General features: G+C 62.9%; 23 protein-coding genes. 17 read left to right on the forward strand and 6 right to left on the reverse strand.

From position 1 onward, the window contains the following. Window positions 1-53: 53 nt before the first annotated feature. Window positions 54-539: a peroxiredoxin gene (locus JHW44_RS02700; protein WP_089343916.1), complete on the reverse strand. Its 486-nt coding sequence runs from the start codon at window positions 537-539 to the stop codon at window positions 54-56. An 85-nt stretch (window positions 540-624) separates the two neighbouring features. Between JHW44_RS02700 and JHW44_RS02705 the strand changes: the two genes are divergently transcribed. Then, window positions 625-1,824 carry an NAD(P)/FAD-dependent oxidoreductase gene (locus tag JHW44_RS02705; protein ID WP_089343688.1) on the forward strand — a complete coding sequence of 400 codons (1,200 nt, stop codon included), beginning with the start codon at window positions 625-627 and terminating at the stop codon, window positions 1,822-1,824. 31 nt (window positions 1,825-1,855) lie between these two features. Next, window positions 1,856-2,425 carry an RsmD family RNA methyltransferase gene (locus JHW44_RS02710; RefSeq protein ID WP_089343687.1) on the forward strand — a complete coding sequence of 190 codons (570 nt, stop codon included), beginning with the start codon at window positions 1,856-1,858 and terminating at the stop codon, window positions 2,423-2,425. Between the two features lie 12 nt (window positions 2,426-2,437). Here the strand turns inward: JHW44_RS02710 and JHW44_RS02715 are convergent, their stop codons facing one another. Continuing rightward, window positions 2,438-3,616: a pyridoxal-phosphate-dependent aminotransferase family protein gene (locus JHW44_RS02715; RefSeq protein ID WP_089343686.1), complete on the reverse strand. Its 1,179-nt coding sequence runs from the start codon at window positions 3,614-3,616 to the stop codon at window positions 2,438-2,440. A 105-nt stretch (window positions 3,617-3,721) separates the two neighbouring features. Between JHW44_RS02715 and JHW44_RS02720 the strand changes: the two genes are divergently transcribed. Genes JHW44_RS02720 through dinB form a run of 3 tightly spaced genes read left to right on the forward strand, consistent with a single transcriptional unit; the run spans window position 3,722 to window position 7,328 of the window. Next, window positions 3,722-5,503 carry an ABC transporter ATP-binding protein gene (locus tag JHW44_RS02720; RefSeq protein WP_089343685.1) on the forward strand — a complete coding sequence of 594 codons (1,782 nt, stop codon included), beginning with the start codon at window positions 3,722-3,724 and terminating at the stop codon, window positions 5,501-5,503. Next, window positions 5,500-6,219, forward strand: a complete 720-nt coding sequence (ygfZ, locus tag JHW44_RS02725) for a CAF17-like 4Fe-4S cluster assembly/insertion protein YgfZ (RefSeq protein ID WP_089343684.1) — start codon at window positions 5,500-5,502, stop codon at window positions 6,217-6,219. Before JHW44_RS02720 ends, ygfZ begins: the two co-directional genes overlap by 4 nt. 14 nt (window positions 6,220-6,233) lie before the next feature. Next, window positions 6,234-7,328: a DNA polymerase IV gene (gene dinB, locus JHW44_RS02730; protein ID WP_089343915.1), complete on the forward strand. Its 1,095-nt coding sequence runs from the start codon at window positions 6,234-6,236 to the stop codon at window positions 7,326-7,328. An 89-nt stretch (window positions 7,329-7,417) separates the two neighbouring features. On the opposite strand, the gene efp is transcribed toward dinB, so the two are convergent. Then, a complete protein-coding gene (efp, locus tag JHW44_RS02735; RefSeq protein WP_089343683.1) occupies window positions 7,418-7,981 on the reverse strand; it encodes an elongation factor P in 564 nt (187 codons plus the stop codon). 361 nt (window positions 7,982-8,342) lie between these two features. Between efp and JHW44_RS02740 the strand changes: the two genes are divergently transcribed. The 4 genes from JHW44_RS02740 (at window position 8,343) to der (ending at window position 12,356) form a co-directional block, all read left to right on the forward strand. Continuing rightward, window positions 8,343-8,669, forward strand: a complete 327-nt coding sequence (locus JHW44_RS02740; protein ID WP_042251710.1) for a DUF6280 family protein — start codon at window positions 8,343-8,345, stop codon at window positions 8,667-8,669. Window positions 8,670-8,837: 168 nt separating this feature from the next. Next, complete coding sequence (locus JHW44_RS02745) at window positions 8,838-9,506, forward strand: tetratricopeptide repeat protein (protein WP_089343682.1); 669 nt, start codon at window positions 8,838-8,840, stop codon at window positions 9,504-9,506. A 52-nt stretch (window positions 9,507-9,558) separates the two neighbouring features. Further along, window positions 9,559-10,875, forward strand: a complete 1,317-nt coding sequence (locus tag JHW44_RS02750; protein ID WP_089343914.1) for an outer membrane protein assembly factor BamB family protein — start codon at window positions 9,559-9,561, stop codon at window positions 10,873-10,875. Beyond that, window positions 10,872-12,356, forward strand: a complete 1,485-nt coding sequence (gene der, locus JHW44_RS02755) for a ribosome biogenesis GTPase Der (protein ID WP_089343681.1) — start codon at window positions 10,872-10,874, stop codon at window positions 12,354-12,356. The genes JHW44_RS02750 and der overlap by 4 nt, the downstream gene beginning before the upstream one ends. A gap of 7 nt (window positions 12,357-12,363) precedes the next feature. Here der and JHW44_RS02760 read toward each other — a convergent pair whose 3' ends face one another. From JHW44_RS02760 to JHW44_RS02770, 3 genes are all read right to left on the reverse strand, one after another. Continuing rightward, a complete protein-coding gene (locus JHW44_RS02760; RefSeq protein WP_089343680.1) occupies window positions 12,364-13,083 on the reverse strand; it encodes a hypothetical protein in 720 nt (239 codons plus the stop codon). A gap of 167 nt (window positions 13,084-13,250) precedes the next feature. Next, window positions 13,251-14,543 carry a serine--tRNA ligase gene (gene serS / locus JHW44_RS02765; protein WP_089343679.1) on the reverse strand — a complete coding sequence of 431 codons (1,293 nt, stop codon included), beginning with the start codon at window positions 14,541-14,543 and terminating at the stop codon, window positions 13,251-13,253. Window positions 14,544-14,681: 138 nt separating this feature from the next. Further along, on the reverse strand, window positions 14,682-15,113 hold the full coding sequence (locus JHW44_RS02770) for a thioredoxin domain-containing protein (RefSeq protein WP_179217663.1): 432 nt from the start codon (window positions 15,111-15,113) through the stop codon (window positions 14,682-14,684). Window positions 15,114-15,309: 196 nt separating this feature from the next. On the opposite strand from JHW44_RS02770, the gene soxX reads away from it, so the two are divergent. The 8 genes from soxX to rpmB all read left to right on the forward strand — a co-directional run bounded on the left by soxX (window position 15,310) and on the right by rpmB (window position 21,874). Beyond that, window positions 15,310-15,795: a sulfur oxidation c-type cytochrome SoxX gene (soxX, locus tag JHW44_RS02775; protein ID WP_089343678.1), complete on the forward strand. Its 486-nt coding sequence runs from the start codon at window positions 15,310-15,312 to the stop codon at window positions 15,793-15,795. A gap of 8 nt (window positions 15,796-15,803) precedes the next feature. Continuing rightward, complete coding sequence (soxY, locus tag JHW44_RS02780) at window positions 15,804-16,244, forward strand: thiosulfate oxidation carrier protein SoxY (RefSeq protein WP_089343913.1); 441 nt, start codon at window positions 15,804-15,806, stop codon at window positions 16,242-16,244. A 21-nt stretch (window positions 16,245-16,265) separates the two neighbouring features. Further along, the gene (soxZ, locus tag JHW44_RS02785) at window positions 16,266-16,595 is read left to right on the forward strand and encodes a thiosulfate oxidation carrier complex protein SoxZ (RefSeq protein ID WP_089343677.1); all 330 of its coding nucleotides are present in this window, start codon (window positions 16,266-16,268) and stop codon (window positions 16,593-16,595) included. A 53-nt stretch (window positions 16,596-16,648) separates the two neighbouring features. After that, window positions 16,649-17,512: a sulfur oxidation c-type cytochrome SoxA gene (gene soxA / locus JHW44_RS02790; RefSeq protein ID WP_419182508.1), complete on the forward strand. Its 864-nt coding sequence runs from the start codon at window positions 16,649-16,651 to the stop codon at window positions 17,510-17,512. 41 nt (window positions 17,513-17,553) lie between these two features. Beyond that, window positions 17,554-19,242 (forward strand): thiosulfohydrolase SoxB, encoded by a 1,689-nt coding sequence (soxB, locus tag JHW44_RS02795; RefSeq protein WP_089343676.1) that lies wholly within the window; start codon window positions 17,554-17,556, stop codon window positions 19,240-19,242. A gap of 75 nt (window positions 19,243-19,317) precedes the next feature. Beyond that, the gene (meaB, locus tag JHW44_RS02800) at window positions 19,318-20,292 is read left to right on the forward strand and encodes a methylmalonyl Co-A mutase-associated GTPase MeaB (RefSeq protein WP_089343675.1); all 975 of its coding nucleotides are present in this window, start codon (window positions 19,318-19,320) and stop codon (window positions 20,290-20,292) included. Window positions 20,293-20,361: 69 nt separating this feature from the next. Further along, entirely contained in the window at window positions 20,362-21,426 is a 1,065-nt protein-coding gene (locus JHW44_RS02805; protein WP_089343674.1) for a bifunctional transcriptional activator/DNA repair enzyme AdaA, read from the forward strand. Between the two features lie 148 nt (window positions 21,427-21,574). After that, the gene (gene rpmB / locus JHW44_RS02810; RefSeq protein WP_089343673.1) at window positions 21,575-21,874 is read left to right on the forward strand and encodes a 50S ribosomal protein L28; all 300 of its coding nucleotides are present in this window, start codon (window positions 21,575-21,577) and stop codon (window positions 21,872-21,874) included. Window positions 21,875-22,006: the final 132 nt, after the last annotated feature.

A 22,006-nucleotide genomic window follows, 5' to 3' on the forward strand; every position in this document is an offset into this window, starting at 1 on the left:
GCGCTGTCCGCGCCGGATCGTGGTGTTGAGCCGCAAGCGGGGCGGCTGCCTGATCAGGCTTTTTCCAGCAATGCCTCGCCGGCGCTGACGCTGCAGGTGCCGGGGGAATCCTCGACATCAATGACCTCGACCTTGCCGTCGCGCAGCAGCGCGGCAAAGCGCTGGCAGCGTCCGAACAGGCCTGCGGGCGGGGCGTCGAAATCCAGTCCCAGCGCCTTGGTCACGCTGCCATCCGCATCGGCCAGAACCTCGATGCCCGCTTCGGGCGCCCCGGTCGATTTCGCCCAGGCGTCGCAGACGAAGGGGTCATTGACGGTCAGGCAGACAATGCGCGAGATGCCCTTGTCGCGAAATTGCTGTGCCGTGCGGATGAAGCTGGGCATATGGGCGTTGGTGCAGGTGCCGGTATAGGCGCCGGGCAGACCAAAAATGACCGTACGGCCTTTCCCCAGTTCTGCAGTGTCGACAGCTTCGGGGCCGTTTTCGCCGACGCGCAGCAATGTGCCGCCGGGAAAGGTGTCGCCAACCTGAATGGTCATCGTGATCTCCATGAATTGCAACGGATTCGCGGCGACTATAGGATGTGCAGGTGAAACTGGCCAGAACACAGGCGGGCGGAAAACCATGCGTATCGTGATCATAGGGGCGGGGCAGGCGGCGGCCTCGATGGCGGCGCGCCTGCGCGCAGGCGGACATGAGGGGCCGCTGACGATCGTCGGGGCCGAACCGGTCGCCCCTTATCAGCGTCCGCCCCTGTCCAAGGCCTATCTGCTGGGGGATATGGGGCTGGACCGCCTGTTGCTGCGCAGCGACGACTGGTGGAAGGATCAGGGGATCGAACTGCGGCTGAACGAAAGAGCCACGGCCATCGACCGGGCCGCGCGGCTGATTGCCACCGACCACGGCAGTCTTCCTTATGATGCGCTGGCGCTGGCTACCGGGGCCACCCCCAAACGCCTGCCTGCCGGGATGGGTGGTGAGTTGCCGGGCGTTCACGTCATTCGCAGCCTGTCCGATGTGGATGCGCTGGCGCCTCAATTGCAGGCGGGTCGGCGGCTGGTCGTGATCGGCGGCGGGTATATCGGGCTGGAGGCGGCCGCCGTGGCGCGCAAGCTGGGTCTGGACGTCACGCTGGTCGAGGCCGCTCCGCGCATTCTGGGTCGCGTCGCAGCGGCGGAAACGGCGGATATGGTGCGCGAGATGCATCGCAGCCACGGGGTGCGGATCCTCGAAGCAGCGGGAATCGAGCGCATCACCGGAACCGATCATGTGACCGGCGTCGCCCTGCAGGACGGTCGCAACCTGCCTGCGGATGTCGTGATCACCGGGATCGGCGTGCTGCCCGATGTGGCGATTGCCCATGAGGCCGGGATTCATATCGACAATGGCATTGCCACCGATGATCGCGGGCGAAGTTCGGATCCGGCGATCTGGGCGGCTGGCGATTGCGCCAGCTTTCCGTGGCGTGGCCAGCGCATCCGGCTGGAAAGCGTCGGCGGCGCCATCGATATGGGTGAAACCGTCGCAGACAACATTCTGGGTGCCGATCGCGCTTATGAGCCAAAGCCATGGTTCTGGTCGGATCAGTTTGACGCCAAACTGCAGATTGCCGGGCTGGGCACCGGCCATGACCGGATCGTGCAGCGCAAGGGCGATGGCATGCATGGCGGGTCGGTCTGGTATTACCACATGGATCAGCTGATCGCCGTGGATGCGCTGAACGATGCCCGGGCCTATATGATCGGCAAGAGACTGATCGAGGCCGGGAAGTCACCGGACCCCGAGCTTGTCGTGAATGCCCCCGATCTGAAAGCCCTGCTATGACCATTGCAACAGTCCGGCGCGGGGTGACGGCATGAGGATTGTCGGCGGGAATTTCCGCGGCCTCAAACTGGCCGACGTGGGTGAAGGTGATGCCCGTGCCCATCTGCGGCCCACCACGGACCGCGTGCGCGAATCGATCTTCAACCTGTTGATCAACGGAAGCTTCGGCAACCCGATCCCCGGTGCCCGCGTGCTGGACCTGTTTGCCGGGACCGGTGCCCTGGGTCTGGAGGCCCTGTCGCGCGGCGCGGCCAGACTGAGCCTCGTCGATGACGGGACGGCGGCACGGGCACTGATTCGCGCCAATGTCGAGCGGGCGCGGGCCTTGGGCGTCAGCGACATCTGGCGTCGAGACGCGACGCGGCTGGGGCCCAATCGCGGCCCCACCTATGATCTGCTGTTTCTGGACCCGCCCTATGGCAAGGGGCTGGGCGAACGTGCCGTGGCTTCGGCCATCGAAGGTGGCTGGCTGTCGGATGGTGCCGTGGTGGTCTGGGAGGAATCGCGCCCGCCGCTGTTGCCCGCCGGGCTGGTTCAACTGGACCAGCGCCGCTATGGCGATACGGTCGTGACGATTGCCCGGATGGTCGCCGGGGGTTGAAGCCGACGGCCCTCAGGCCGGTTCGGCAATGACCGTGGCCGCGGCATGCAGGGCACCCTGACCATGGGGGATCTCCAGCGCGATCAACCCCGCCTGCATCGAGGCCAGCGCACCAAGAATCATGCCGGCATTGGCGTGGCCCATATGGGCGATGCGAAGGGCATTGGCCGGATCCTGTGCCCCCAGCCCGATGCCCAGGGTGACACCGCATTGCTCGGTCACCCAGGCGCGCAGGGCATCGGCAAAGGGCATGTGCACCGCGGTCACGGATGCAGCGCGGGCGCTGGGATCGGCGATGGCCAGGCGGATGTCGGGATTTCTTGCACCCCAGGCCTCGACGGCGGCCCAGACCGCGCGGGCCAGTGCCGCGTGGCGTGCCCAGGCAGTCGGCAGTCCCTCTTCGTCCAGCAGCATGGTCAGCGCCTCGTTCAGGGCGAACAATTGTTGCACCGGTGCCGTGCCGCCCCAGAACTGCCACAGGCTTTCACGCCCGGCGCTGGCCCTGATATGCCAGTCCCAGAAGGGCGTCTTGCGCTCACCGGCCGGCTGGCTTGCGGCATGATCCGAGAACCAGACAAAGGCGGTGCCCGGCGGGCACATCAGCCCTTTCTGGCTGGAGGACAGCAGGACATCCACGCCCCAGTCATCCATCATCATCGGCGCACATCCCAGCGAGGCGATGGCGTCGACGATCAGCAGCGCCGGATGCTGCCCCATCGCCTGGCGGATTGCCGGAATATCTGCCATGCAGCCCGTTGCCGTGTCGACCTGGCAGACCAGTACTGCGCGAATCTGGCCATCGGTATCCTCGGCAAGACGCAGCGCCAGCCGTTCTGGATCGACGGGATTGTTGCCGAAATCAAGTTTCTCGACATAGGCGCCATGGGTCGCCATCTGTTCCGCCCAGGCGCGACCGAAAAAGCCGCTGGTCAGCACAAGGATCTGGTCGCCGGGCGAAACGAGATTGGCGGCAACGGCTTCCCATGCGGTATGACCATTGCCGATATAGGGGGCCAGATGCGCATTGGTGCCGGCCAGCCGTTTCAACTGTGCCATGACCTGCATGTTCAACTCGGCCAGTTCTTCGCCGTAGAGGTCGGGAGAGGCGCGATGGGCGGCGCGCAGGACCCGTTCGGGCGCAGGTGAGGGGCCGGGAATGGATATGATGGCGTGACCTGCGGCAAGGCTCATGCGGCTGTTCCTTCAGAATTTGCATTAGCGGTATGCCCGACGCGTGAAGAGGTCAACGGGTCCGGGACAGATGCGCCGCCTTGCCCCGCCTTGGCCCGACGCGCTATGGCTGGACGGATACTGCCCCAAGGAGCCGGCCCGACCGTGACCCAATCCTCCCCCTCGACTTCGCTGTTCCGCAGGCTGTGGTCCGACTACCTCCATGCCCATCGCGGCAAGATGTTGCTCGCCTTTGCGCTGATGACCGTGGAAGGTTCGACCCTTGCGCTGATCTCCTGGATGCTGAAACCGCTGTTCGACCTTGTTTTCGTCGGAAAGCAGGCCGGGGCTCTGTGGTGGGTCGGCAGCGCGATCTTTGGCATTTTTCTGCTGCGGGCCGTCACGCTGGTTGCCAGCCGCGCCATGCTGACGCGGATATCACTGTCGATTTCGACGCAGATGCAGACCGACCTGCTGTCCCATATCATGACACTGGATGGGCGCTATTTCCGTGACAACCCTCCGGGCGCGGTGATCGAGCGAGTCCAGGGTGATACCATCGCGGTGCAGGGCGTCTGGGCGTCGCTGCTGACCGGGGCGACGCGGGACGTGATCGCGCTGATCATGCTGTTCGCGGTGACGCTGACGGTTGATCCGCTGTGGACCCTTGCGGCGGTGATCGGTGCCCCACTGCTGATTGCACCGGCGGCGCTGGTGCAGCGCTATGTGCGGCGCAAGATGCGACAGAACCGCGTCAATGCCAGCGAGCGTGCGACCCGGCTGGACGAGGTCCTGCATGGCATCGCCTCGATCCGGCTGAACCGGGCCGAAGACAGCCAGACCCGGCGCTTCGAAAAGATCGTCGCGCGGATTCGCGATGCGCAGGTCAAGGTGGCGGCGATCAGTTCTCTGGTTCCGGCGCTGACGGATATTGTCACCGGAATCGGCTTCGTCGCGGTGCTGGCCCTGGGCGGAAACGAGGTCATGGAGGGCGAACGCAGCGTCGGCGATTTCATGTCCTTCTTCACGGCGCTGGCCTTGGCCTTTCAGCCCTTGCGTCGGTTGGGCGGGCTGGCCGGGACATGGCAGACCGCTGCTGCCAGCCTGGAACGCATCTATGATGTCTTTGATACCAAGTCGACGATCCGCTCGGGGCCGCGCAAGCAGGCCCCCGACAAGATGTCGATCGAATTGCGCGATGTGCGCCTGTCCTATGATGATCAGCCGGTTCTGCATGGACTCAGCTTCCGGGCCGAGGCAGGGCAGACCACCGCGCTGGTCGGTCCTTCGGGTGCGGGAAAATCCACCGTCTTCAACCTGTTGACGCGGATGGTCGATCCGCTTGATGGGCAGGTCTTGCTGGGGGATGTGCCCGTGTCCGAGTATGATCTGGCGGTGCTGCGGGACCAGTTTTCGACCGTCGCGCAGGAATCTGCGCTGTTCGATGAAACCCTGCGCGAAAATATCCTGATGGGGCGGCCCGATGCCGGTGAGGCCGAACTGGACCGCGCCCTGCAGGCCGCTCATGTGGCCGAATTCGTCGGGGGCATGGCGCAAGGGCTGGACAGTCGCGCCGGGCCGCGTGGTTCGGCCCTGTCAGGTGGTCAGCGTCAGCGCGTGGCCATTGCGCGGGCGGTCCTGCGCGATGCGCCGGTGCTGTTGCTGGACGAGGCGACCAGTGCGCTGGACACCGCCAGCGAACGTCTGGTCCAGCAGGCACTGGACGATCTGTCCCGCGACCGGACGACACTGGTGATCGCGCATCGTCTCTCGACCATCCGAAGCGCCGACAAGATCGTGGTGATCGAGGCCGGACGGGTTGTCGAAGAGGGTGATCATGATCAATTGATGCAAAAGGGTGGTGCCTACGCCCGCCTTGTCGCATTGCAATTCGGAGAAGCCCCATGAATCGCAGGATCATTCGCTTGAATGGCGAGGACCGCGTGACCTTTCTGCAAGGTCTGGTCACCAATGATGTCACCCGCGCGCCCTGCTGGGCGGCCTTGCTGACGCCGCAGGGGAAATATCTGGTCGATTTCCTGATCGTGCCGCAGGACGAGGCGCTGTTGCTGGATGTTCACGCCGATCTGGCCGATGATCTGATGCGACGGCTGACGATGTACAAGCTGCGCTCCAAGGTCGGGCTGGAGTTTCTGGACATGTCCGTGGGGCGCGGCACCGGGCAGATGCCGGAAGGGGCCATTGCCGATCCGCGTCACGATGCGCTTGGCTGGCGACTTTATGGCGGCAGTGGCGATGATGGCAGCGACTGGGATGCGATCCGCGTGGCGCATTGCATCCCTGAAAGCCTGATCGAGTTGATCCCCAATGAGACCTTCATCCTGGAAGCCGGGTTCGAGCGTCTGCACGGCGTCGATTTCCGCAAGGGTTGCTTTGTCGGGCAAGAGGTCACCGCCCGGATGAAGCACAAGACCGAATTGCGCAAGGGCCTGACCACCCTGCGGATCGAGGGACATGCCGAGGTCGGCACACCGATCATGCGCGAGGATCGGGCGGTGGGCACAGTGTTCACGCAGGCAAATGGGCAGGCCATCGCGCATGTCCGCTTTGACCGCGTCGGCGAGGGCATGATCGCCGGTGAGGCGCGGTTGTCGCCGCAATGACCCAAGGGGCCGACATGGCCCCGGATGCGGCTCCGCCTCTGCGCAAGATCATCCATATCGACATGGATGCCTTTTTTGCCTCGGTCGAACAGCGCGACCATCCGGAGTTGCGGGGCAAACCCGTGGCGGTCGGTGGCTCATCGCTGCGCGGGGTGGTCGCCGCGGCCAGCTATGAGGCGCGGGTCTTCGGGGTGCGCTCGGCCATGCCATCGGTGCGGGCGGCGCGGCTTTGTCCCGATCTGATCTTCGTGAAGCACCGCTTCGAGGTCTATCGCGCCGTCAGTGCACAGATCCGTGACATTTTTGCCGATTACACGCCCCAGATCGAACCGCTGTCGCTGGATGAGGCATATCTGGATGTCACCGATCACCTGTGGGAGGGGCAGACGGCCACGCAGGTTGCGCGGGAGATCCGCCAGAGGATACGCGAGACGACCCAACTGACCGCCAGCGCGGGGGTCAGCTACAACAAGTTTCTGGCCAAGCTGGCTTCGGATCAGAACAAGCCGGATGGTCTTTGCGTCATCACGCCAGAACGCGGCCCGGATTTCGTCCTGAACCTGCCGGTGGGAAAGTTCCACGGCATCGGCCCGCAGACCGCCAGAAAGATGAACGCCATGGGAATCCGCACCGGCGCGGATCTGCGTGCGCAGGATCTGGAGTTTCTGATCCGCCGCTTTGGCAAATCGGGCAGATACTATTGGAACATCTCGCGAGGAATTGATCATCGGGAAGTCCGGCCCGATCGCATCCGAAAATCGGTGGGGGCCGAAAACACCTACTTCACCGACCTGATGACTGTGGCGGAAATTGACGAGGCGCTGGCTCCGCTGGCCAACAAGGTCTGGCGTCATGTCTCCAGGCATGAATTGCAGGGGCGTACCGTCACAGTGAAAGTGAAATTCGCAGATTTCCAGCAGGTCACCCGTGCCCGCAGCTTGCCGCGAGCCGTCGCGTCAGAGGCTGAAATGCTGTCGCTGGCGCGGGAACTGGCGCGCCTGGTGCTTCCCGATCCGCGCGGGGCGCGGCTTCTGGGGATCACATTGTCGGGATTTGATCACGAGGAAGGCAGCGATCCCGACCAGTTGGACCTGTTCGACGATCTATAGTCCTGCGGATCCAAACCCTTGTGCAAAAACAAAAATGCGCCCCGCAGCGATGCCGGGGGCGCATGGCGTGAAAATGCGGTCGCCCGCGATCAGGCGCGTTCGCTGTATTCGAACAACTCGGTATTCACGACGATGCTTTCACCTTCTCCGACGAAGGGCGGGATCATGATCCGCACACCATTGTCCAGGATTGCCGGCTTGTAGCTGTTGGCTGCGGTCTGACCCTTCACCACCGGCTCGGTCTCGACGACCTTGCAGGTGACTTTCTGGGGCAGGGACACCGACAGGGCCTCGTCGCCGTAATATTCGATGGTCGCGGTCATGCCGTCTTGCAGGAAGGGGCGGCGTTCGCCCAGCAGCTCGGCATCCAGCTCGGTCTGTTCGAAGGTCTCGCTGTCCATGAAGACAAGGCGACCATCGGTTTCATACAGGAATTGCTGGTCTTTCTGGTCCAGACGGACGCGCTCGACCTTGTCTTCGCTGCGGAAGCGCTCGTTCAGTTTGCGACCGTCGCGCAGGTTCTTCATTTCGACCTGGGCGAAAGCGCCGCCCTTGCCGGGTTTGACGTGATTGACTTTCACGGCGGCCCAAAGGCCTCCGTCATGCTCCAGCACGTTGCCGGGGCGAATTTCATTGCCGTTTATCTTGGGCATGGCGCGAACTCTTGCGATGAAGTGGGGATTCCTGCCGTCCAGACGTTGAACGGCGCTGCCTCTGCCCTATATCGGGGGCTGGGGTCAGTGGCAACCGGAACGCTTTTGACCCGTTGTCAAGGTATGACCGAACGCAGGCGAAATGCCAATTTGTCGCAATCAGGCAGATTTTTCATGATTTTTACATGTGATGCGCGATATGCATGGCAGCCATGCGGGTGAGGGAATACCGAATCGGGGTCGAACTGTTCTAAGGCAGGCGGCACCGTCGAAGAAACGGAATGAAATCACGCGGGGATGGCTGTCGTTATTCCCGCCGGGCCTGTGCCGACTCCAGTGCCAAGATAGATGGACGAATAAAATGCGCGATTTTGTTGATGGTTCTGCCTTTAATTTCGAACAAGGCCAGCGTGCCCGCAAGCTTTTTGCGGCGGTTGTGCTTGCAGCTTTGGACGATGCCATCGCAGATGATAAAAAATACGGCAATGGTCCTGAACAAATAGCACGTTGGGCACGCTCGCGCGATGGCCGCGAAGTCTTGAGCTGCGCTGGCATCGATCCGAACGAGCGAGTCGTGAAGGGTCTGATGGAATTCGTGTCCAAAGGCGTGCGGACTTCGGTCGCGCTGTCGCGTGAAGAGAGCGAGCGCCGCATGGCCGCCGAAGCCGAAGAGGCCGAAGCCGCCTGACGACCGTCCGATCGCGTTTTCTTGAAGCCGCTCTTGGTGAAGGGCGGCTTCTTTGTTTTCGCGGATTTGGCGTTGCGGCATGTTTGCGCTGCGGTGGCGGCGCGGCATTGGCAAACAGGGCCAGCGCAGTATAAGACAATCAGCAGATCAACTTAGCGGACGGCGGCAATGGCCAACCAGAATGACAGCTTTATCGATGAAGTGACCGAAGACCTTCGGCGCGATCGCCTGTTCGGTTTGTTCCGGCGCTATGGCTGGATTGCGATTCTTTTCGTGCTGTTGCTGGTTGGCGGCGTTACCTTCCGCGAAATTTCCCAATCTCGCGCACAGGCCGAGGCCGAAGCCTGGGGCGATGCTGTCCTGATGGCCGAGGAATCCGGCGATCCGGCGGCCATTCTGAAAGTCGATTCCGCAGGTCGCGAAGGCCGCGAGGCTCTGGCTGGTCTGCTTGCAGCCGCCGGATGGGTGGAAAACGGCAGCACGGATGCCGCTGCCGAGGCGCTGCAATCCATCGCGAGTGATGAAAATACGGATTCCCTGTTGCATGATCTGGCCGAACTCAAGCTGGTCATGCTGAACGGCGCAAAGATGGACCCCTCGCGTCGTGACGCGGTTTTGACGCGCCTGTCGCAGACCGGCGCACCCTTCGAATTGCTGGCTCTTGAACAAAAGGCCGTGGCCTTGATCGAGGCGGGTCGGGATGAGGATGCGATCACCCTGATCCGCCAGATCCAGCAGAAAGACGGGCTGAGCGAAGCCTTGCGGATGCGGCTGTCCGAAATGATGATCGCCTTGGGAGTCGAACCCGAGGCGCTCCCCTCGCATTCGGCTGGTTGAGGCAGGATCGCGGGACCATGATGCAGATCAGGAAAGCACAAGGATGACCGGCATGTTGCGAATGACGATTGCTTTTGCGGCCGCGCTTGGCCTGTCGGCATGTGGCGAACGGGAAGTTATCCTGCCCGGAGAGCGGCTGGATCCGCTGGCCGTGACCTCTCCGGATGGTCCGGCGGTCGTGGGGCCCGCCGGGGTCAGCTCGACGGCGCTGAACCTGGCGGCACCGCGGGTCAATGGCGAATGGACACATCGGGGTGGCAACGCCGCCCATCAGCCCGGCCATGTGGCACTGGGTGCCGGAACGAACCGCGTCTGGTCGAATGCGATCGGGCAGGGCAATGACCGGCGTTTTCGTATTTCCGCCGATCCCGTCGTGGCCGCAGGCCGGGTGTTCACGCTGGACAGCCATGCCCGCGTGACGGCCACGGCACTGTCGGGGGGGACCGCATGGTCCACCGATGTCACGCCGGTCCTGGAAAGCACGGAAAGCGCCTCGGGCGGCGGATTGGCCTATGAGGGCGGGCGGGTCTTCGTCTCGACCGGATTCGGCGAATTGGTCGCATTGGATGCCACCAGCGGTGCCATCATCTGGCGGCAACGCGTGGATGCGCCCGTGGCAGGCGGTCCCGCCGTGTCGAACGGCGTCGTCTATGTCGTCGCGCGCAACAATATCGGCTGGGCGGTTCGCGCCAGCGACGGCAAGGTTCTGTGGCAAAGCTCGGGCACGCCTTCGACTGCGGGTGTGATGGGCGTGGCGGTTCCGGCCGTTCAGGGCGATACCGTGGTCTTCCCCTTCTCTTCGGGGCAGTTGCTGGCTGTTGATGCGGAAGACGGCCTGACCCGCTGGACGGCGCAGGTGGCCGGCAAACGCACCGGTCGCGCGATCACCGTCATTCGCGACATGACCGGAGATCCGGTGATTTCCTCGGGCGTGGTCTATGGCGGCACCTCGTCCGGGCGCATCAATGCTGTCGAACTGGCCAGTGGGACTGAAATATGGTCGTCGCGCGACGGGGCCAGCAGCCCGGTCGTCGTGGCCGGTGGTTCGGTCTTTGCCGTCAATGATCAGGCTCAGCTGATCCGGCTGGACGCCGCCACGGGTGGTGTGATCTGGCGGATCGATCTGCCCTACTACACGGACGAGAAAACCAAGAAACAAGACCGGATTTATGCGCATTTCGGCCCGGTTCTGGCCGGAGGCCGGTTGTTCGTTGCATCGTCTGACGGTGTATTGCGTGTCTTCGATCCCGCGTCGGGGCGGTTGATCGGGCAAACTGCCATTCCGGGCGGGGCGGCCTCTGCGCCGGTCGTTGCCGGTCAAACCCTTTATGTCGTCTCCCGTGACGGCCAGTTGCACGCATTCAGATGACATTTACACTTGCCATTGTTGGCCGCCCCAATGTGGGAAAATCGACCTTGTTCAACCGTCTGGTGGGCAAGAAGCTGGCGTTGGTCGATGACCAGCCCGGCGTGACGCGCGATCTGCGCGAAGGTGCGGGACGTCTTGGCGACCTGCGCTTCATCGTGATCGACAGCGCCGGTCTGGAAATCGCCGATGACGACAGCCTTCAGGGTCGCATGCGGCGTCTGACCGAACGGGCCGTGGATGAGGCCGATATCTGCCTGTTCGTGATTGACGCGCGGGTTGGTGTCACGGCTGCTGACGAATATTTCGCGGATATCCTGCGCCGCCGGGCCAGACATGTGATCGTGGCCGCCAATAAGTCCGAGGGCCGTGCGGGCGAAAGCGGCGCGATGGAGGCCTATGCGCTGGGGCTGGGTGATCCGCTGCGGATTTCGGCCGAACATGGCGAAGGTTTCGATGATCTCTATGCGGTTCTTGCCCCCTTGGCCGATCAGGTCGAGGTGGAACGCCCCGCACCCATTGCCCCCGAGGTCGATGTCGAACTGTCCGAGGCCGATGCCGAAAGTGGCGAAGGTGCCGAGGCCTGGCGGCCTTCGGCAGAACGTCCCCTGCAGCTTGCGGTCATCGGTCGCCCCAATGCGGGCAAATCGACATTGATCAACAAGATCATTGGTGAAGACAGGCTTCTGACCGGCCCCGAGGCGGGAATCACGCGCGATTCCATCAGCGTGACCACCGAGTTCATGTCTACGCCGATGCGGATCTTCGATACCGCCGGGATGCGCAAACGCGCCAAGGTGACCGACAAGGTTGAAAAACTGTCCGTCGCGGACGGCCTGCGCGCCGTGCGTTTTGCCGAAGTGGTCGTCGTGCTGCTGGACGTGGCGATTCCCTTCGAACAACAGGATCTGCGGATCGCCGATTTCGCCGAAAGCGAAGGTCGGGCGGTCGTGGTTGCGGCGAACAAATGGGATCTTGAAGACGACAAGCCTCACAAGCTGAACGAGTTGCGCCAGAGCTTCGAAAAGCTGCTGCCGCAGCTGAAGGGGGCACCGCTGGTGACGGTCTCGGCCCGCACGGGCAAGGGGCTGGATCGCCTGCACAATGCCATCATCAAGGCGCATGAGGTCTGGAACCGGCGCGTTTCGACGGCGCGTCTGAACCGTTGGCTGGGTGACATGACCGAAAGCCATCCGCCCCCCGCGCCCGGTGGCCGGCGCATCCGGCTGCGCTACATGACGCAGGTCAAGACGCGTCCGCCAGCCTTCATCGTGAAGGCGACGCATACCGACAAGCTGCCGGAAAGCTATCAGCGCTATCTGGTGAATGGTCTGCGGCAGGATTTCGACATGCCCGGGACGCCGATTCGGCTGTTCTTCCGTGATCAGGGCGTCTCGAACCCCTATCGGGCCAAGGCAAACAAGATCAACCAGTCGGGCGCGCTGTCCAAGCACAAGAAGCGCCAGCGCCCCAAGGGCAGCTAGGCCCAGCCTAGCTGGCGGCGCGGATCAGCACGGCTGTCATGGCCGTGATACCCAGAATGCAGGCGATTGCGGTGACCGGGTCATGGATCATGGTTGTCACCGCAATTGCGCAGAACCCCGAGATCACGGCGATGGAAAAGGCCACCTGCCGTCCCAGTTGAAGCTGGGCGGTCATGCCTGCGCCCGAGGCGACCAGGATGCCCAGAATCGAGGCTTGCGCGGGTGCCATTTCCAGGCTTCCGGCAAGGGCCGAGGCCAGCAGGGCTGTGGCAATCACCAGCGACCAGCCGGCGACAAAGCCGATGGCCGGCCGGTTCTGATCGGTTGCGCAGCGTGTCGCGTGATAGGCCAGGGCTGCCGCGACAAGACCTGTCAGGGCCGCCAGCCAGGGGGCCGGCTGTGCAAGCCAAGGCCACAATGCATGCAAAACCAGCGCCGCCGAGAATCCGGGCCAGACGAGTTGCCGGAGATCTTGTGATCGGCCTTCCGGTTCGGACGGATCCTGCCACTGCCCGATCGTGTCCAGAACCAGCAAGGCCCACAGGATCAGAAGCAGCGCCCAAAGCATGATACTGGCCGGATGCAAGTATAGCTGCACCATCTGAACCGCCCCGGAAGCGTCGGGTTGCTGCACGCCTTGGTTGTCGGGGTGCGCGAGATAGGCAAGATTGCTGCCGACAAAGACGGTCACGGACAAGAACTGAGTGAAAAATACCGCGCGTTTCATGTCAGGTGAACGCCGCCAGGGGCCGTTGGGTTGCTCTGTCTCGGCAGTGAAACGGCAATATTGTCGGCAATGCTTTCAGCTGTGGCGGATTTGCCCGGATGGTGCCGGACGCATCGTCGGATCACGGGGTGGGAATCCGCTCCGTGATCCGGAAATTCCTGCAAGGTTCAGGCCAATTGCCCGGAAGCGGTCAGCCGTGTCGCGCCTGCCAGATAGGGATGCAGCGCTGCAGGCAGCTGCACCGAACCGTCCTGCTGCTGGCCGTTTTCCAGCACGGCGATCAGGGCACGCCCCACGGCCAGCCCCGAGCCATTCAGGCTGTGGACGAAGACGGGCTTGCCGCCGCCTTCGGGCCGATAGCGCGCATTCATCCGCCGCCCCTGGAAATCGCCGCAATAGCTGACGCTGCTGATCTCGCGGAACTTGTCCTGTCCGGGCAGCCAGACCTCGATGTCATGGGTGATCCGGGCACCGAACCCCATGTCGCCGGTGCACAGCACGACGGTGCGATAGGGCAGCTCCAGCGCCTCGAGCACGGCCTCGGCACAGCGGGTCATGCGCGCATGTTCGGGCAGGCCGTTTTCGGCGTCGGTGATCGAGACCATCTCGACCTTTTCGAACTGATGCTGGCGCAGAATGCCGGTGGTGTCGCGGCCCGCGCTGCCCGCTTCGGAGCGGAAGCACTGGCTGTGGGCGACCATGCGGCGGGGCAGGGTGGATTGATCGATCAGATCGCCATTCACCGTATTTGTCAGCGGCACCTCGGAGGTCGGCACAAGCCAGAATCCCTCGCGCGTCTGATAGCTGTCTTCACCGAATTTCGGCAGTTGCCCGGTGCCCAGCATCATGTCTTCCAGCACCAGAACCGGTGCCCAGGTTTCTTCCAGACCATGTTTGGTGATGTGCAGGTCCAGCATGAACTGGCCCAGGGCGCGGTGAATGCGCGCGACGCTGCCTTTCAGCATCATGAAGCGGCTGCCCGACAGTTTCGCGGCGGTTTCGAAATCCATGCCCGGTTTCACGCCGGCAATCTCGAAATGCTCGACCGGCGCAAAATCGAATTCGCGCGGCGTGCCCCAGCGGCGGATCTCGACATTGTCATTTTCGTCCTTGCCTACAGGCACGTCGTCCAGCGGCAGGTTGGGGATGCCCAGCAGCATCTGGCGCAGACGGTCGTCCAGCATGGCGGCTTCGGCCTGCATGCGGGCGACCTCGGCCTTTTTCTCGGCCACGAGGCCGCGCAGCCGTTCGAATTCCGCGTCATCGCCGCGTGCTTTGGCCGCGCCGACCTCTTTGCTGGCACGGTTCTGCTCGGCCTGGGCGGTTTCGGCCTCGGCGATCTTGTTGCGCCGCTCGGCATCCAGCTGCAGCAATTGCGAGGACATGGCGTCGCTGCCGCGCTTCTGCAATGCGGCGTCGAATGCCTGCGGATTTTCACGGATGGCGCGAATGTCATGCATCTCTGTCACCGGGCTGAGTTCAGGTTGAAGGTCTGACTAGCGCAAGCTTGGCCGCGACAAAAGGGCGGCGGCGGACGAGGGCGCAAAAATCTTGCCCGATCGTGACACGGAGATCGGACAGAGAGGAAGGCGCAGGCGTCAACCGGTCGGGATTCCCGCCCTGGTCATCATCAGCGCAATGGCCGGATAGAAGAACTGATCGCCCGGATAGCCCTCCAGCCGGGTCAGCTCCACGCCCTGGCGCAAGAGAATGAATGTCGGAGTGATGGTGGGTCGCCGCTCCAGCGCCAGGCCATCGGGCCAGGGGCCGTCGATATCGATGGGCAACAGGGGCGCGGCGCGTCCCTCGGACGATAGGGGATAGCCGGGGCCGATTTCGCGCCGCCATGCCTCGCAATAGATGCAGCCCTTCGATTCAACCATCATCAGCCGCACCGGGGTTGCATCCCAGTCGATGCGCGGCGGGTTGGCCACAGCCGCCTGCGCGCCGTGATGCAGCAAGGCCGGTGCCGTCAGGGTCAGCGCCGCAGCCTGAACAAGAAAGGATCGTCTGGTCCGGGTGGGTGACATGGGCGGGGCCTTGGTGAATGCTGTTGACCTGCATCTAGTCGCGCCGCAGGCATCGAACAAGTTTTGCATGGCTGTCACCTTTCGTTTGCCGAACGTCTGAGGTAAAAACCGCGTTATCGCTCTGGCTTCCGGCTGATGTCGGGGGCGGTCGAGCCGGGCCCCGTCCATTGACGGCGCATGAAAGAGGGAGACTGACATGCCACGCCACGCCGCTTCTTCGGCAATCGCGATGCTTGCGGCGATTGTCCTGACGGGACCAGCCGCCGCCGAGACTGCTTCGCAGGATGTGATCTTTGCCGAGGACGGATCTGTTGCGGCCCCGCTTTCGGATCGCCCCGGTGATGCTGCCGAAGGTGCCCGGATCTATTCCGACAAGGGCAGCGGAAACTGTGTGGCCTGTCATGTGATCAGCACGCGTACCGACGCGGAATTTCAGGGCACCATCGGGCCCGCGCTGGATGGGGCGGGGGATCGCTGGACCGAGGCGCAGCTGCGCGGAATCGTCGCGGATGCCAAGCGGACCTTCCCGGATTCGATGATGCCCAGCCTTTACAAGACCTCGGGCTATATCCGGCCTGGCGACGGCTTTTCGGGCAAGGCCGGAACCGAGCCGCTGCCGACCTTGCTGTCGGCACAGCAGATTGAAGATGTCGTCGCCTATCTGGTGACGCTGAAAGAGTGAGAATGGATATGAACCTCGACAGACGCGAAGTTCTGGTTGCCGCCGTCGCGGGTGCAGCCACGGTGGCCCTGCCCTTTTCGCTGGCGGCGCAAGAGACCGCCGCGCCGAAAACGGCCGAAGAACTGATCGCTGAATTTACCGGCGGCGCCGACGTCGTCGAAGGCGATGGCGTGACCCTGACCGCACCCGAGATCGCGGAAAACGGCAATACCGTTCCGATCAGCGTCGATGCCCCCGGGGCAAGCGAGATACTGGTGCTGGCACCGGGAAATCCGACCCCGCCGGTGGCGCGCTTTACCTTTGGCGAACTGGCCGGCAGCCAGTCGGCTTCGACCCGGATTCGACTGGCGCAAACGCAGGATGTCGTGGCCATCGCCAAATTCCCGGACGGCACATTCATGCGCAGCTCGTCGAATGTCAAAGTTACCATCGGCGGCTGCGGCGGCTGAGCGGACAGAAGGAAGACCCAGATGGCAGATAACGTCAAACCCCGCGTCCGTGTGCCGAAAACCGCGGCGAAGGACGAAGTGGTCACGATCAAGACACTGATTTCGCATCAGATGGAATCGGGCCAGCGCAAGGGCAAGGACGGGCAGATCATCCCGCGTTCGATCATCAATCGCTTCACCGTGACCTTCAATGGTGCCAGCGTGATCGATGTGCAGATGGAACCGGCGATCAGCACCAACCCCTATTTCGAGTTCGAGGCAAGGATTCCCGAAGCCGGTGAATTCGTCTTTACCTGGTATGATGACGACGGCTCGGTCTACGAAGACAAACAGTCGATCGCGCTGGCCTGAGGGCAGGCCAGGGCGATCCGGCCCGCCATCGGGGGCCGCGCAAGGGAGAAGAGATGATGTTGACACAGATCCGCCTGTCCGGCCTTGCGATCGCCTGCCTGATGTCATGGCCGGTTGCCGCGCAGACCGTGCCCGAACGGACCGATCCGATCGTCATCAATGATGGCGAACTGCAGCTGGAAACGGTCGCCCCCGCGCCGGCCCATCTGGAAGGGGCCTTGCCCGAACTCTATTCCGGCTGGCTGTTTCGCGATCCGGGCACGCAGGCCATGCAGACCGACGACTTTGAAAACCCCGGCATGATCTTCGTCGATCAGGGCGTGGATGATTGGAACACGCCCGATGGCGAGGCCGGGAAAAGCTGTGCCTCTTGCCATGAAGGTATCGAAAGCATGGCCGGCGTGCGTGCGGTCATGCCCAAGGTGAATGCCGAGGGGCAGCTGTGGTCGATGGAAGACTACATCAATGACTGCCGCACCAACCGCATGCAGGCTGAAGCGCTGGACTGGAACGGCAATCGCATGAAGAACCTGACGGCTGCGATCTCGGTGCAGTCGCGCGGCATGCCGATGAATGTGGCCATCGACGGTCCCGCCCGACCTTTCTGGGAACAGGGCAAGGAGATGTATTATACCCGCTATGGGCAGTTGCAGCTGGCCTGCGCCAATTGCCACGAAGATCACTATGGCGACTGGATCCGGGCCGATCATCTCAGTCAGGGTCATACCAACGGCTTTCCGGTCTATCGTCTGAAACAGGCGGCGCTGGTGTCCCAGCACAACCGGTTCCGCGGCTGCATCCGTGACACGCGGGCCGAGACATTCCCCATGGGCAGCGATGAATTCCGCGCGCTGGAGCTGTATGTCGCTTCGCGGGGGAACGGTCTTCCGGTCGAAGGGGTCAGTGTCCGGCACTGAACCACGGGCTTCGACCTCAATTCCAGTCAAAGGGGGCACGGATGATTTCCCGTCGAGAAATGCTTCAGCTGGGTCTTGCCAGTTCGGCCGCTCTGGCCGGGCTGGGGCTTGGCAATCCGACGCGGGCCTTTGCCCAGCAGGCGTTGACGCAGGATCAGCTGCTGCAATTTGACGATTTCGGCAATCTGACCCTGATCCATCTGACCGATACCCATGCGCATCTGAAGCCGGTCTGGTTTCGCGAACCCGACACCAATATCGGCGTGGGCGAGGCCAGCGGGCGTGTGCCCCATGTGGTCGGTGACGCATTTCAGAAAATGTTTTCGATCAGGCCCGGCAGCCCCGAGGCCTATGCGCTGACCTATCCCGATTTCCAGAATCTGGCGGCAAGCTATGGCCGGATGGGCGGGTTTGACCGGATTGCGACGGTGGTCAAATCGATCCGCGCGGCACGTCCCGGTGCGATCCTGCTGGATGGCGGCGATACCTGGCATGGCAGTTACACCAGCCTGAAAACCCGTGGCGAGGATATGGTGCGGGTGATGAACCTGCTGGGGTCGCAGGCGATGACCGCGCATTGGGAGTTCACCTTCGGCACCCAGCGTGTGCAAGAGTTGATCGGGATGATGAACCAGCCCATGCTGGGCGCGAATATCTTTGACGCGGAATGGGACGAACCGGCCTTCGAGCCGTCAAAGATCATCGAAACCAACGGGCTGCGCGTTGGCGTCGTCGGACAGGCCTTTCCCTATCTGCCCATTGCCAATCCCGGCTGGCTGTTCCCGGAATACAGCTTCGGCATCCGCGAGGAACGCATGCAGCAGGTCGTTGACGATCTGCGCGGGCAGGGCGTCGATCTGGTGGTCTGCCTGTCCCACAACGGCTTTGACGTCGATCACAAGATGGCCGGACGGGTCAGCGGCATCGACGTGATCCTGTCGGGCCATACCCATGACGCCATTCCCGAACCGGTGGTGGTCGGCGATACGATCATCATTGCCAGCGGCAGCCATGGAAAATTCGTCAGCCGGGTCGATCTGGATGTGCGCGATGGCCGGATGATGGGCTTCCGGCACAAGCTGATCCCGGTTTTCTCGGATGTGATCGAACCTGATTCGGAAATGGCCGGACTGATCGATGAAATCCGCGCGCCCTATGAATCGGAACTCTCCGAAGTCATCGGAAAATCCGAAGGACTGCTGTATCGGCGCGGCAATTTCAACGGCAGCTGGGATGATCTGATCTGCGACGCAATGCTCTCGGAGCGCGATGCCGAGATTGCGCTGTCGCCGGGTGTGCGCTGGGGAGCATCGCTCTTGCCCGGCGATATCACCCGCGAGGATATCCATTCCGTCACCTCGATGACCTATGGCGAATGCTATCGCACCGAAATGTCGGGCGAGATGCTGAAAACCGTCATGGAGGATGTTGCGGACAATATCTTTAACGAAGATCCCTATTACCAGCAGGGCGGCGACATGGTGCGCGTCGGCGGACTTGGCTATACGATCGATCCCTATGCAAGCATTGGCAATCGCATCACCGGCATGACGCTGCTGAAGGATGGCAGCGCGATCGATCCGGCGCGCAACTATGTGGTTGCGGGCTGGGCTTCGGTGAACGAAGGCACGGAAGGGCCGCAGATCTGGGATGTGGTCGAGAATTATCTGCGCAGGCAGGGCACCGTGTCGCCTGCGCCCAATCGCGCCATCAGGCTGCTGACCGATTAGGACGGGCTTCACATTCGCGATTGCTGAACATATCCAGAAAGGCGGGGCAAAAGCCCCGGCTTGGGATGGGGTCGCATGGACGAACTGTTAAAGCCTTTGATCGAGGGAAACCGTCGCGCCCTGTCGCGCGCGATCACTCTGGTCGAATCGACGCGGGCCGATCACCGGCAAAGGGCGGTGGCGTTGCTGGCCGAGCTGCCGAAGAAACAGGCCCTGCGCATCGGGCTGTCGGGCACGCCAGGTGTCGGAAAATCAACCTTCATCGAGGCATTTGGCACCATGCTGACCGAACAAGGGTTGCGGGTGGCTGTTCTGGCGGTTGATCCGTCTTCGACCCGTTCGGGGGGCTCGATCCTGGGGGACAAGACCCGCATGGAAACCCTGTCGCGCAATCCGCGCGCCTTCATTCGGCCCACGCCCTCCAGCGCGGAACTGGGCGGCGTGGCGCGGCGAACACGTGAATCCATCCGGCTGTGCGAGGCCGCGGGCTATGATGTGATTCTGATCGAGACAGTCGGTGTCGGACAATCGGAAACGCTTGTGGCCGAAATGTCCGATCTGTTCGTTCTGCTTCTGGCACCTGCGGGGGGTGACGAACTGCAGGGTGTCAAACGCGGCATCATGGAAATGGCAGATCTGATTCTGGTGAACAAGGCCGATGGCGATCTGCTCCCCACCGCAAGGCGCACCGTGGCGGATTATGCCGGTGCGCTGAGATTGCTGCGCAAACGGCCGCAGGATCCCGAGGGCTTCCCAAAGGCCATGGCGGTCTCGGCTGCCACGGGCGACGGGTTGGACAAGGCCTGGGCGGAAATGACCGCATTGGCCGATTGGCGTCGCGAACACGGGCATTTCGAGGCAAACCGTGCCGCGCAAGAGCGTCAGTGGTTCATGGCCGAATTGCGCGCGGGTCTGCTGTCGCAACTGGATCAGCCGCAGGCGCAGGCGCATCTGGCGCGGCTTGGCGATGATGTGGCGCAGGGCAAGCTGGCGCCTGGAATGGCCGCGACCCGGATGCTGGATCTGTTGGGGCAGATGTCACAGGAATGAAACGCCTGTTTTTTGCGCCCTTGATGGGCGCGAATCAGGTAGAACATCCGGGTGACAGAGGAAAGAAACATGCTGGATCTGCCTGCGCCCGACACCCTTTATGCCGCACTTGTCAGCCGTGACCCCAGTTATGAGGGGCGCGCGCTGGTGGGGGTCACGACAACGGGAATCTTCTGTCGTCTGACCTGCCCCGCCCGCAAGCCCCGTCCCGAAAACTGTCGCTGGTTCGCGGATGCGGCTGCGGCGCAGGCGGCCGGGTTTCGCCCCTGCCGCCGTTGCCATCCGGTCGCAGAGGCAGGGGCAAGCGGACTGGTTGCCGATCTGACGGCAAGATTGCAGGCCGATCCGGCCCGGCGCTGGAGCGAGGCCGATCAGGTCGAGCTGGGGCTGGACCCCTCTACGGTGCGTCGCGCTTTTCAGCGGCATTTCGGGCAGAGCTTTCTGCAAATGGCCCGCACCACGCGGCTGCGGAACGCGGTGAACAGCCTGAAGAAGGGAGAGAAGATGATCGACGCACAGCTGGAGGCCGGGTTCGAATCGGCATCGGGGTTCCGCGCTGCCTTTTCGCGGCTGTTTGGTCACGCGCCCCATCAATTGCGTGATGGGGCTGATCTGCGTGCTGATTGGATTGATACGCCCTTGGGCGGAATGATCGCGATCACCGATGAGGGAACTCTGCACCTGCTGGAGTTCACCGATCGCAAGGCCTTGCCCGAAGGGCTGCGCAAGCTCTCTGCCATGGTTGGCGGGCGTATCGGTCTGGGCCGCAATGCGGTGACCGATCTGGTCGAGCAGGAGCTGCGGGCCTATTTCAAGGGGACTGGTCCCCTGTTCAGCGTGCCCGTCACCCTGCATGGGACCGATTTCCAGCGTCAGGTCTGGCAGCAACTGCGCCGGATACCAGCGGGACAGACCCTGAGCTACAAGCAACTGGCGCAGCGGATCGGCAAGCCCAATGCGGTACGCGCGGTTGCCCGCAGCAACGCCACGAACCGCATCGCCCTGGTTGTTCCCTGCCACCGGGTCATTGGTGCCGATGGCAGCATGACCGGATATGCAGGCGGCCTGTGGCGCAAGCAAAGGCTGATCGAGGCCGAGCGTGCCTATGCCGCTCAGACCGGGGCGGGTCTGTGATTTCACCCGCAAGGGGTTGACGCGGCCGATGCCAAACGGTAACCACCCGCAAACGGAATTCCGGGCGCTGCCTCGCGGCGCCCTTTCACATTGGGTCGGACCCTCCCGCCGGGGACGCCCGCTAAAGCTGAGACAAAGGATTTAGATCATGTCGCGCGTCTGCGAATTGACCGGCAAAGGCCCGATGACAGGCAACAATGTCAGCCACGCCAAAAACAGGACCCGTCGTCGGTTCCTGCCCAACCTGAATGATGTCACCCTTCTCTCCGAGAAAATGGGTCGCGGCTATTCGCTGCGCATCTCGGCTGCGGCGCTGCGTTCGGTGGATCACCGCGGTGGTCTGGACGCTTTCCTTGCAAAAGCCAAGGATGCCGATCTGTCCGAGCGCGCGCTGAAAATCAAGCGTGAGATCGCCAAGCAGGACGTTGCGGCTGAACAGCAGGCCTGATTGGTCCAGACAGTCTTGTGTTTGCCCCGCTTCGGCGGGGCTTTCGCGTTCAGGGGACCGGAAAAGCCCTGGCTGATTGCGACCGATTGTCCGATCTGCATGTCCAGAGCGGCATAGAAGGTTGCAGGTGAT

The organism is Paracoccus seriniphilus (assembly GCF_028553745.1).
GTDB lineage: Bacteria > Pseudomonadota > Alphaproteobacteria > Rhodobacterales > Rhodobacteraceae > Paracoccus > Paracoccus seriniphilus.